Annotated in this window: 8 protein-coding genes; 7 read left to right on the top strand and 1 reads right to left on the bottom strand. The window is 43.8% G+C overall.

Going from position 1 to position 13,152, the window contains the following annotated elements:
• Positions 1-65: 65 nt before the first annotated feature.
• The 4 genes from ACLI1A_RS08320 to ACLI1A_RS08305 all read left to right on the top strand — a co-directional run bounded on the left by ACLI1A_RS08320 (position 66) and on the right by ACLI1A_RS08305 (position 2,893).
• Positions 66-509, top strand: a complete 444-nt coding sequence (locus tag ACLI1A_RS08320) for a hypothetical protein (protein WP_411408054.1) — start codon at positions 66-68, stop codon at positions 507-509.
• A 293-nt stretch (positions 510-802) separates the two neighbouring features.
• Complete coding sequence (locus tag ACLI1A_RS08315) at positions 803-1,498, top strand: hypothetical protein (RefSeq protein ID WP_411408052.1); 696 nt, start codon at positions 803-805, stop codon at positions 1,496-1,498.
• Positions 1,499-1,795: 297 nt separating this feature from the next.
• The gene (locus ACLI1A_RS08310; RefSeq protein ID WP_411408050.1) at positions 1,796-2,104 is read left to right on the top strand and encodes a toxin-antitoxin system YwqK family antitoxin; all 309 of its coding nucleotides are present in this window, start codon (positions 1,796-1,798) and stop codon (positions 2,102-2,104) included.
• Positions 2,105-2,314: 210 nt separating this feature from the next.
• The gene (locus tag ACLI1A_RS08305; protein ID WP_411408048.1) at positions 2,315-2,893 is read left to right on the top strand and encodes a hypothetical protein; all 579 of its coding nucleotides are present in this window, start codon (positions 2,315-2,317) and stop codon (positions 2,891-2,893) included.
• Positions 2,894-2,907: 14 nt separating this feature from the next.
• On the opposite strand, the gene ACLI1A_RS08300 is transcribed toward ACLI1A_RS08305, so the two are convergent.
• The gene (locus tag ACLI1A_RS08300; protein ID WP_411408046.1) at positions 2,908-3,516 is read right to left on the bottom strand and encodes a Crp/Fnr family transcriptional regulator; all 609 of its coding nucleotides are present in this window, start codon (positions 3,514-3,516) and stop codon (positions 2,908-2,910) included.
• A gap of 410 nt (positions 3,517-3,926) precedes the next feature.
• Here ACLI1A_RS08300 and ACLI1A_RS08295 point away from each other — a divergent pair, with 410 nt between their 5' ends.
• The 3 genes from ACLI1A_RS08295 to ACLI1A_RS08285 form a co-directional block, all read left to right on the top strand.
• Positions 3,927-4,856 (top strand): helix-turn-helix domain-containing protein, encoded by a 930-nt coding sequence (locus ACLI1A_RS08295; protein ID WP_411408044.1) that lies wholly within the window; start codon positions 3,927-3,929, stop codon positions 4,854-4,856.
• A gap of 186 nt (positions 4,857-5,042) precedes the next feature.
• Positions 5,043-5,765 carry an SDR family oxidoreductase gene (locus tag ACLI1A_RS08290; protein WP_411408042.1) on the top strand — a complete coding sequence of 241 codons (723 nt, stop codon included), beginning with the start codon at positions 5,043-5,045 and terminating at the stop codon, positions 5,763-5,765.
• 487 nt (positions 5,766-6,252) lie between these two features.
• A partial coding sequence (locus ACLI1A_RS08285; protein WP_411408040.1) for a fibronectin type III domain-containing protein occupies positions 6,253-13,152 on the top strand: 6,900 nt, incomplete at its 3' end.

The raw sequence follows: 13,152 nt of genomic DNA, 5'->3' as shown, positions 1-13,152 counted from the left end.
GATGTGTTGATTTGAGAATTTACTCCATCTATAAATGAAGTTATTGTAACATTTTATTAATTATTATGGCTAATCAGATATTTAACGGTAACTGGATTATTTTATCAGGGGTTAAAATTGAAGGGTTAAATTCTCAAACTTTACATAAGAAAAAACTAAATAGTAAGATTTGGGGGTATAATGAAGGTATTTTACAAGAGATTTTGCTAGAAATACTTAAAAAAGTTATTCCTAATAAAGTAAATGAGAAAAATATTATTGATATTCCCCTCAATGTATACGAAATTAAATCCTTAAAATCATTCTTCGAAGAAGAAGTTAAAAAACTTTTAAATGAAAGAATGGTTTCAGATTCAGGATTTGAAGTTGAAATCCTAAATCAAATAATTTTATTAGATTTAAGAAATAATAGAAAAACTGACAGTCTTTTGTATGGCTATTTTAATATGCTAAAAATTATTGATGAATGTATAGAGGCAAACAATCCTTTATACTTAACAATTGACTAATAACATTTATATAAAATCACGCTAAAAGCATGGATTACAAATAAGCGCTATCGAAGGCAAGCCCCCTGCACAGATGTTCTCAATTTCTTGCAAAACAATTATAAACCCCACCCCGCCCTGCTGGCGCGGATCTGAGATCCGTGCCTAATAAACGTAAAAGCACGGATTGCACCCGAGGGCTTGCCCGAACTGACGAAGTAAATCTGCGCTATTGGGGTTACTAATTTAGCTTCGGAAGTTAGAACACTTAGAATAACTTTGATGACAAATCCAAACCTAGAAATTAAAACCATATGATAACGAATAATTACCTTAAGTGTCTTAAAGAGCTAGAAAGTAATGTAAGTATAGAATTAGTAGAAGATTATACCAAAAAAGCAGTTGGAGGATTTCCCGAAGAGATTTTTTTAGATGAAAAAGAAGCTATTCTTGATTTCGCAAATATCAAACTTAAGGATAAAGATATTGAATCTTTTGATTTGGCAAGTACCGCAATAAGTTGGAGAAGTTTGCTGTCGTTACCAGATGTTGTCTTAAAAGGAGGTTTTGTATTCAATGGTATTACAGACGCGCTAATCTTACCAACAGATTATTTTAAGAATACAATCAATATAAAAAGTGATGAAGACTATTCTCAAACATTAGGCTGGTTTGAACGTTTGCCTATGGGTGTTGATGATAGCTTAAGAGGCTGTTTTATAAAAGAAGAAGGTAATTTTCCGCCGCCAGTAGCTTTCTTTAATGGAGGTGGAGAATGGTATGTAAAACTAGATTTTGATTATTATAAATATATGGAACTTTTATTTGAAAACTATGGTTTCAAAGGCTGGCAATATTTTTATATTGATATTGTTAAAGAAATTCCAAGATTAGATCAGGTATTGGATGACATGAGAGTTGCTGTCAAGACATTACCTTTATTATTTCCTGAAAAAGACTGGTCATATCATATCCATCGTTATAATGATACGATTGAAAGACTTAAATAAAATGACTACCTGATGGTGCGGATTTGCAAATCCCAGCCTAATAAACGTAAAAGCATGGATTACAAATAAGCGCTATTGAAGGCAAGCCCTCCGGACAGATGTTCTCAATTTCTTGCAAAACAATTATAAACCCCACCCCGCCGCGGCGGGCGGGTGGGAAACAATGTTTGTATCCCCAATGGAACCGATCTGTGATCTGCGCCTAATAAACGTAAAAGCACGGATTGCACCCGAGGGCTTGCCCGAACTGACGAAGTAAATCCGTGCTATCGAGTATGAAAACTTGTACAAATATTTATGATTGTAAACTTTGATGAAATCGAAATTAACTCCATTGATTATGGAGGAGGAAATGTGTATTATTATAATAACAAGCCATTTAGTGGAGTTATTGTTGAATATAATAGTGACGGAATCTTAATAGGTGAAATCGCAGTACTTAACGGAAGCAGACATGGAAGGTGTGCACTATATTATGATAGTGGTCAGATTCAAGAAGAAAATTTTATAAGCTATAATAGGCCTTACGGATTACTAAAAGAATGGGCTGAGGATGGGTCTTTAATAAATGAAATAGATTTTGGCGACGAACACCAGCCGGCATAGCAGCTTTTTAACATGTACCCACCCCGCCCTGCGGGCACCCCTCCGAAGGAGGGGAATAATAGCACCCAATACGCAGAGTGGCATTCCCCTCCTTCGGAGGGGTGCGCGCCACAGCGGGCGGGGTGGGAAAGAACGTTTAAAATGCCTATACTATGTAACATTCAGCGCAAACAGCAGTCTTTTATATACAACCTTAAACCCCAACCGTATATGAAACCAGCCATTATCCGTGTCCTTACCCTTGCCAGCTTCCTGATTTTTATGCTGCCCTTTGTGCAAATGTGCAGCCATTCTATGCGTTATCCTTCGGAGACAGAGGCTGCTGAACCTACAACAGGTAATGCCGTGGTTGTAGATACGATAGCTTTGCAGGACACCGCTACGGTAACACAAAGCTCTGCATTTCCTGAGCCTGTAAACGAGGCAAACCGGGATTCATTCTTTTACAATAAAGAGAGTAATAACGCCTATGAGTTGGCATATTGTCTGTTTGGGGATTTTCCAGATCTACTCTCAATTGCCACCTATTTTTTCCTATCGTACACCCTAATGATACTGGTTTCAGCATTCATGGTAATAAAAGCATTCCAATCAAAATACAGGGCAGTACGGAAACTTGCTTTGGTAAATATTGGCCTGTTGCTGCTTTCGGTAGTGCTGCATTATTTTTGCCACGAACTAAAGTATTGGTGGCAAATAAAATACGGCTTTTACCTTTTTTTAATCAATATGCTGTGTGTAATGTTTTTAGCATCATCACTCCTGAAAGAAAAAACCAACAACAGATAACCACAAACAAGCTCCTACGCCGAAACCTGTTGCATCCCTTTTATCCCAAAGACGGGATACTCATCATCCATGGCTTTTAGGAGGTTTTCGGTACTCATTTTCAGGTACGATGCCAGTATGGGGGCGGGTATACGCTGTGCCAGTCCAGGCCTTTCGGCACAAAAGGTGGTATAGCGTTCGGTATCGCTCATTACCGTACCGGCACAAATATGCCTGCGGGCATCCTGTACCGCATTTTGTACCAGGGTATACACCACATCGTTAAAGGCGGGCACCAGTACGCGCAACTGTTCAAAATCAGCGTGAGGGATAAGCAGCACCGTAGTATCCTCCAGCGCCACGGCGGTATGTGGCATGGGCGTATCTGTTAGCAGGCTTCGGCGATCGCCCACCCAGTAATTCTCACCCGCAAAAGAAACCACACCGCGCTGCACGCCCTCTTCCTGTACGGTACATACCAGCCCGCTGCACACAAATCCGTTAAAGTTCCAGTAGTTGCCCTGTACAAAAATGGTATCTCCCTTGGCATAATGCTTTATCTGTCCGGCGCTCAGCAGCGTTTGCAGTTCGCCCTCAGTAAAAGGAGCCTTGGTTAGCAGGTATTTTTTAAACAGTGTTTTCATCGGTAAGGTGTTTTTCAGGGAATTAAAAACAGAAAGCATGCCGATTTTACTGTTTAAATTTTTCTGAAGCGAATCTTAAGGAAAACAGTTTTCAGTCATCGGGTTCATTTTTGGGTGCAAATGAATTGTAAACCACCTGGAAAAGAGCAGTCTGATTTGTAAGAATTTCAACATACATTTTAGCGGTTAATAAGGATACTAATGTAGGACTGCTGTATATGCTTTGTATATGCTTTGTATACGCTTTGTCGATATAAAGTTGACACTTTGTACACACTTTGCATACACTTTGTTCACTCATTGTTGACGCTATGTAAATGCATTGTAACACCAAAAAATGGTGTGTGATTTTGGAAAATAGTATCATTGGCAAAATTTCGTACATTTGTTTTTAACAAACTACAGCAGCTATGGAAGCTACCACACTCGAGCAATTTTATGATAAGGAAATATATAAAGGCGGCGGTGCCGGCGGAGGCCTGCTACCCGAAGGCATCAGCAAGGACATAGGCCATTTTAACGTGTTTAATGTAGGCGAAATGGTGGCACGCTACCGCGAAAAACCCTTTATGCCCTACAACCGCAGGCTGTACTATAAAATAAGTTTTATAAAGGGCCGTAACCGCGCCGAGTATGCCGATAAGCAAATAGAGATAGACAAGTACGCACTGCTGTTTGCCACCCCCCGCGTGCCCTACCACTGGCTGCCTATGGACGAAAACCAGGACGGGTTTTTCTGTATATTTACCGATGAGTTTTTGGCCAAAGGCAAAACCGGATTGCTGCTGGATGAGTTGCCTATATTCACCCCGGGCGGTTACCCGGTATTTAACCTTACCGATGCACAAGCCACTGAAGTAGAGCAGTTATTCAGTAAAATGTATAACGAACTGAGCGGCGATTACACCTATAAGTACGACCTGCTGCGCAACTACCTGCTGGAGCTTATTCACTACGGGCAAAAGCTGCAACCCGATACCACGCTGTATACCGGCAATACATCGGGAACCCGTGTGGCGTCTATTTTTACTGAGCTGCTGGAGCGGCAGTTTCCCATAGCGGCGCCGGGGCAAAAGATAGCCCTGCGCACCGCGTCTGACTTTGCAGGAAGGCTCTCGGTACACGTAAACCACCTGAATAAAGTGCTTAAAGAACAAACCGGGCACACCACTACGGCACTTATAAAAAGCCGGGTATTGCAGGAGGCTAAAATACTATTGCGACAAACCGACTGGAACATAAGCGAGATAGCCTACTCATTAGGATTTGAAGAAGTGGCTCATTTTAGTAATTTCTTTAAAAAGGAAACCACCCTTTCTCCGGCAACATACCGCCAGTAACCCGGATTTGATTTTTGCAACTATTGGATTGAACTTTGCAAACAACAGGCGTTTACTTTGTCGCAACTTTGCAGTAACAACAATGTGTATACAAAGCGTATACAAAGCAGCAACAATGCGCACACTTTGAGCACACTTTGAGTACACTTTGTATACGCCTTGCATCAACAATAACAATTCAATATTATGCAACTATCAAACAGTAAAATTTTAATCACCGGAGGAGGCAGTGGCATCGGTCTTGCCCTTGCCGAACGCTTTGCCGAAATGGGCAATACCGTAATTGTAAGCGGCAGGCGCGCCGATGTTTTGGCCAAAGCCGAAGAAAGCCACCCAAACATTATAGCCAAAGTATGCGACCTGAGCCTTGAGGCCGAACGCGCAGCTTTGTTTAACTGGGTAACCGAAAACCACCCCGACCTGGATACCTTTATAAACAATGCCGGGATACAAAACTGGATGGGCCTGGACGATGAAAACTACCTGGCCCGCGCCGAAGCCGAAATTACCACTAATGTAATAGCTCCCATTCATCTTACCCAATTGTTTAGTAACCTGCCGGGCCTGAAAACATTGGTGAATGTAACCAGCGGACTGGCTTTTGTACCGGCTTCGCCTATAGCGGTGTATAGCGCTACCAAGGCATTTTTCCATTCGTATACGCTGAGTACACGTTATATACTGAACAAAAAAGGCATAGAGGTTATAGAGCTGATTCCGCCGGCACTGAATACTGATCTGGGCGGCGTGGGCATACACAACAACTTCCCGCCGGTATCGGGGTTTGTAGACCACGTTATAGAAGGGCTGAAAGAAGGTAAGGACGAAATTGCCTACCTGCACGCCGTAGACATGTCTACCGGAGGACCCGAGGTGCTCAAAGCACGGTTTAAGGTACTAAACCCATAACAACAAAAATGCAGCTTTAGGGCTGCATTTTTTATATAAGCATATAGTAGGAAAACGCATTTACCCACCCCATATAATAATCCTACAAAAAACCATCAACGCCTACAAAAACCAACCCTTCTGATTAATCAAAATTCGATTATGATGAAAATAAAAAATTCACAAAACAACACAATATTTGTTTCGTAAATAACAAGCTGGTTTAAAAAGAATATTTGAATGCTTCAGATCAGGTTATTTGTTAAATTTGTGCACTTATTAAGTTATTTCAGTGAAAAACACACACATACATCTTTAAAAATCACAAAAGCTGTTACAGAATTTTGCCATTTAATATAAATTTATGACAAAATTAACATCTGAACAGCGACTAACAGTGAAAAAAACACAACTACAACGACGCTAATGTTATAAAAATGTAAAAATGCATAACAAAATGTTACGCATTTGTTAAATATCTATTTTTGTTTGCTTAACGAAAAAATAGATGATAGAAAATTACACACTCTTGGCAAAAGACCAGAATTTTGCCAAAAAAAGGTGTGGTTCTAAGGCTGTAGATTTTACATCTGGCCTTACAACCCACGTACGGTTTGTGCTGTTAGCAGCATTTCTACTCTTTGGCCTGCTGCCCGCCGTGGCACAGGTTAGTGTTACCGCCACCGGTGGTACAACCTCCCAAACGTATGCTACCGTTAATGCTGCCTTTACAGCCATTAACGCCGGTACACACACCGGGGCAATTACCATTACGGTTACGGCCAACACTACTGAACCTGCGACAGCGGTACAGCTGCTTAAAAGCGGTAGCCCGTCGTCCTACACCAGCATCCTTATTAAACCGGGAAGTTCGGGCATAGTAATCAACTCTGCCGCAACTCCCACAAATAACAGGGGTATACTGGAATTTGTAGGTGCAGATAATGTAACCATAGATGGTAGTGCAAACGGCACGTCTTCTAAAGACCTTACCATACAGTGTGCTACATCTACTGCCACAAATGGTCCTGCTGTTATAAGGCTGTCTTCAAATTCTACAACAGGAACAGACGGTGCAGACAACATTACCATTAAAAACTGTATTATTGTTGGTGCAAGAAGCTCAGCTACTGATACCAACACAAACTACGGTATTGTATTTACAAATGGTACTGCTAATATAAGTGCCAACCTTGGTGCCTACAGCAGTACAAACACTGTAATACAAAACAACAACATTACCAGGTGCTGGCAAGGTATATATGGTGCAGGGTTCAGTGCTACGTACCCACTTACCGGCCTGCAGATACTTAACAATACCTTTAGCACGCCGGTAAGCGGAACTTTTGCTGATGCTACAAGTATTGGCCAAAATGCCATATATCTGTCAAACACCTCTACAAGCGCTGCGCAAACCAGTGCTATTATAAGAGGTAACGACATCCGTGCAGGTGTTACAGCCACGGGTTATTCAAACAATGTGGCAGGTATACAAATTGCTGCATCAAACTATGGTGTGGTTATAGAAAACAACTACATACACGATGTAAGCCAGCCAAGTACCGGCGGATATGCAGGTGCGGGTATATATGTTTCTGCGGGTACAAACAATACTTTAGGCTATATCCGTAACAACATTATACGTGATATGGTAGCATCAAACTATAGTACCGCAAACACAACCGCATTTGTCAACTACGGTATTTGGTTTTACAGTAGTGCTACAGGCTATTATGTAGACCATAACACAGTGGCACTACAGGTGGCTAACACTACCGGTTCAACCAGCAACCCTGCATCAAACACCATATACCTTGCATCGGGTGCTACAGGTGCCACATTAGCATCGTTACGAAACAACATTATTATAAACACCATAGCAAGTACTAACGCTATGGGTATATATGTATATAACACTGCGAGTATATCATCGGCTTCGGTAAACAATAACAACTATTATGTACCTACCGGTAAAATAGGCTATTATACCGCAAACAGGACTACCCTGAGCGACTGGCAAACGGCTACATCTAAAGACGGGGCAAGTAAAAATGTGCTTCCGTCATTTATATCGTCTACAGATTTACACCTGAACACATCGGGTAACGGCGTACTGGAATCAGCCGGTATCGCTGCGGGTACTACCGGTATTAGCACCGACTATGATGGCGAAACCAGGCCGGGTCCTACAAACTCTAACGGAGGCGGTACAGCCCCGGATATAGGCGCCGACGAATTTGACGGTATAATGGCTTCGCCTTGTACCGCTCCATCTGCGGCAGCAAGTGTTGCAGCAGGTACGGTAACCACTACCACCATACCGGGTACTATAACAGCACCAGCTACAGCTCCTACGGGTTATATTGTAGTGTACAGCACATCGGCTACACTTAGTGCAGCACCGGTAAATGGCACCAGCTATACCACAGGCACAGCCCTGGGCGGAGGCACCGTGGGCTATGCGGGCACGGCTACTACATTTACGCTAAGCAGCCTTACATCTAACACACAATATTATGTATTTGTATACAGCTATAACAGCGGAACCTGTACGGGCGGACCGGTATATGCCACAGCAAGTGTAAACACCAGCGCAGTTACCTGTGCGGCAGCACCTACAGCGCTATCAGTAGCAAGTATTACAAGCAGTGGTGCCACAGTAAGCTGGACAGCCTCTGCGGCAGGCGGCAGCTATGGCGCAATTAGCTATACCGTAAACATATATTCTAATTCAGGTTACAGCACCCTTGTTGCAAGTTTTGCTAACGCAACTTCTGCTTATGCAGTTACAGGGCTTGCAGCAAACACACTGTACTACTACCAGGTAGTAGCCACAAACGGAAGCTGTACCGGCAGTACCAATGGCGGAAGTTTTACCACGGCATGTGCGGCTTTAGCTGCACCTACCGCAGCTGAAACTTTTGCTACATACAGCGCCACAGATACCCCACCGTCATGCTGGAGCGAAGCTAAAGGAGCTGTAAGCACAAGCTCTACACTAACTTATGGAACATCAAAATGGCTCGCTTCTACAGGTTTTGCAAACACAGGCAGTAACATTGGGGCAAAAATAAACCTGTACTCTACATACACCGGAGACTGGCTTATTTCTCCTCCTATAGACCTGGGCAGCACATCGGGCTTGTACAGGCTATCGTACAGCTATGCTGTAACAGCATACAACACCACTACGGCACAGTCTACTTTGGGCTCGCATATTTTAAGGGTTATTGTTTCTACCGATGGTGGTACTACATGGTCTAGTGCCAATACGATAAAAACGTATACCGGAGCAGCAACTTACAGCAACACCGGAACAACAGAAATTATAACACTGCCGTATAGCGGTACCATAAAAATTGCTTTTGTAGGAACAACAAGCTCTACAACTCCTGATATTGATTTCCATATCGATAATTTTGTTGTAGAAACAATTCCCACCTGTTCAGAACCTACAGCTGTAGTTTCATCAGCAGTAACAAACAACTCTGCTACAGTAAGCTGGACGGCTTCACCTTCGGCTCCTGCAAACGGATATGAATATTACTACAGCACTTCATCTGCCACTCCGGCAGCGGGCGTTACCGTTTCGGGTACTACAGCAGCGGGTGTAGTAAGCACAAGCTTAAGCAGCCTTTCGGGCAACACCACTTATTATGTATGGGTACGCTCAGTATGCGACACTTCTATAAAATCAAACTGGTCTATAGCAGGCAGCTTTACAACACTATGTGATGTGATTACTTCATTCCCCTGGACAGACGGTTTTGAATCGCTTACCACCACAGGTGCGGGTGTAGTAGCTTCGTGCTGGAAAAACGAAACCGGTACTTATGCGTGGTACGCATCTAACGCCGCCAGTTATTCATATCACAACCCAAGGACAGGTACGTATTACCAAACCATTGCGTACAGTAATACAACAGCATCGTACCTATGGACTCCGGGCTTCCAGCTTACGGCAGGAACCTCATATGATTTCTCATTCTATTTTGCAGGTGACGGATATACCGGATGGACCGGAGATGTAGTATACAACACTACTTCGTCTTCAACTGGGGCTACTACCCTGGGCTCGTCATTTATTTCATCGGGCACCACTTCATCTGCAAGCTATACCCTTGTAACCAGGACTTTTGTACCTACTACATCGGGCACTTACTACTTTGCCGTAAAAGTATCGTCAAACAGCACACCATGGTATTTAGGCGTAGACGATTTTCAATTAAAGTTAACCCCTACGTGTTTCCCTCCTACGGGTATTACTGTTTCTCCGCAGTTAACCGCAGCTACAATTTCGTGGACGGCACCTACACAAGGCACACCGGCTACATACGAATATGAAGTGCGTTCATCTGGCGCTGCAGGAAGCGGCAGCACAGGGCTTGCCGCTTCGGGTAGCACTACTGCCCCAACGGTTACTGATACCGCAACCGGACTTTCGGCCGGCCAAACGTATTCAGTATACTTACGCAGCAACTGTGGCAGCGGAAACACCTCAGACTGGAGTACGGCTGTAAACTTTAGCACCCTTAAAACTGAGCCTACAAACTACGCTACAAACTTTGCGGTTAGCGCAGCCACAACAACTGCCATAACCACTACATGGACAGCAGCTACAGGAACAGTACTGCCAGACGGTTACTCATTAAAAGGAAACACCTCTACCCCTGCCGCTCCGGTAGACGGTACAGATGCTGCCGATACTACACTGGCTGCGCTGCCGGCTTCTAAGAAAATTTCAGGAGCTACAACCGCTACAGGCCAGCTTACCGCAGGAACAGCAGGTACCATGTACTATATAAGTAACTATACGTATACAAACAGCGGTACAAACATCGATTTTAAAACCGATGGCACTGTACCTACGCTTAACTACGCTACACGCCCTGCTGCCGCAACAGCAGTAACGCTTACGGGTTCAACTACGTCTTCGGCATCATTAAGCTGGACACTACCAGCTACATTTGACCCGGCAAGGCACACCGTATTAGTGTTTGCAAAACAAGGTTCGTCTATTACAGCAGGTACGCCTACCTACGGTCCTGACGCTTATACCGCAAGTGCTGACTTTAGCGTACCGGGTACAGCCTACCAGGGAGACGCCGCCGCATATGCAGTGTACAAAGGCACAGGCACAACAACAAGTATTACAGGGCTTACAGCAACTACAGCATATTATATACGTGTAGTTATAGTAATGAATGCTGCTAACTACGACAGCACTTATACTACAAGTAATGCCGGAACCACAAACTTTACTACCCCATGTCCTCCTATAACATCGTTACCTTGGACAGAGAATTTTGACAGTGCTACTACCCTGCCAAGCTGCTGGTCTATACAATCGGGCACAGACTGGACGGTAGCCACTAACAGCAGCAGTTCTTATGATACTGATGCATATTCGGGTTCAAATTTCTTAAGAGAGGCATGGACTGCAACTAACGAATTTGTGTGGAGCCCGGGCTTTGCCCTTACTGCAGGCACTACCTACCGCTTTAGCTTCTACTGGGCCGGCGATGGCTCTGCAAGCTGGACAGGTGATATAATGTACAACTCCGCGCAGTCTGCCACCGGTAACACACAACTAGGAGCTTCGTTTGCAACATCGGGCGTAAACACCTCTACAACCTACCAACAGGTATACAGAGACTTTACACCTACAACAACGGATACATATTACTTTGCTATAAGGGTAAATGCCTCATCAGATCCTTGGTATCTTAGCTTTGACGACTTCAGCTTAAATTTGGCACCGTCTTGTACTGCCCCTACCGATGTTACTGCGTCAATTGCATCATACACTGCTGCTACCGTATCATGGACTGCTGCAACATCTAACCCTGGCTCAGGTTATGATTACTATTACAGTACATCGGCCACAGCTCCTACTGATACTACCACCCCAACAGGAAACGTAGCAACTACATCAGTAAGCTTAACCGGACTTACCGCAAACACTACCTATTATGTATGGGTAAGATCTGTCTGCGGAGGAGTAGACATGCCTACAAGTTCATGGACAGGAACAACCTTCTATACAGGTTACTGTGTTCCTACAAGTGATACTTATTCTGATTATATAAACAGCTTTACAACGACTGCGGGTGCAGCAAACATAAGCAACACCAATACCTCATATTCGGCTACGGGTTATACATCGTATACCTCACAGGCAGTATCTATGTATCCGGGTGGCACTGTAAACTTCAGCGCCGCAGTAGATTCATATTACGGTTCAGGTTTCTCTATATGGGTAGACTGGAACGACGACCTTACATTTGCATCAACCGAAAGAGTTTACACAAGCGCTGCATACATATATTCTAGCGCATCGGGTACAATTACCGTTCCGGCCGGCGCTACAGTGGGCAGCCACCGCATGAGGATAATGCTTGATTATGGAAGCAGTTCTCCTGCAAATGCGTGCTCTGTAACTTACGATTCATATGATGCAGGATACTATGGTGAAGTGGAAGATTATACATTTACGGTAATACCTGTCCCTACCTGTTATATCCCTACCGGACTTGCCGCTTCGGTAAGTGCCACCACGCTTACCGCCAGCTGGACTGCTCCTACAAATGGTATTACACCTGTAGGATACGAGTATGTGGTTACTACAACCGCAGGAACTCCTGTAACTAATGGCACAGCTACTACAGCCACATCATTCAGTGTTTCTTCGTTATCTATAGATACTACATATTATGTATATGTTCGTACTAATTGCGGAAGCGGCACTTACAGCGACTGGTCATCTACCAGTGTGTTTGTAGGCTATTGTGTACCTACTACTACGTATACAGATGATTATATCAGTGCGTTCTCTACTACAGCGGGCACACAAAATGCAAGTTATACTGCATCATCTCAACCGGCAGGATCGTACCAGTTAAGCACACAAACCATACAGCAATATGCCGGCAGTAGCTTTAACTTCTCTACTACCTATGTAGGCGGGACAAACGGTGTTAACATTTGGATAGACTGGAACAATGACCTTGTTTTTGACGATGCTACTGAGAAAGTATTTACGCAAAACAACACGAATGCTACCAAAACCGGAAGCATAACCATACCACTTGCTACTACAACCGGCAACTATCGCATGAGGGTAAGAGGTCAATGGGGATCTAGCGCTAACCCACCTGCTTGTGGCAATGTTGGCTATGGCTCTACTATAGATTTTACACTTAATGTACAGGCACCATGCTATACCTGGACGGGTGCTACCAGTACTGCCTGGGCTACTACAACTAACTGGTGTGGTGGCGTAGTGCCAACAGCGGCAAGCGATATTACCATACCTGCTACGGCTAATAACCCTGTTATTGCTTCGGGCGTGGCTTATGCACACAACCTAACCCTTGGTGCTGGTGCTACGCTAACCGTAAGTACAGGC

Origin of the sequence: Flavobacterium sp. RHBU_3 (assembly GCF_046613565.1) — a bacterium.
Classification (GTDB): Bacteria; Bacteroidota; Bacteroidia; order Flavobacteriales; family Flavobacteriaceae; genus Flavobacterium.
This window is presented reverse-complemented; position numbering and strand designations above follow the sequence as displayed.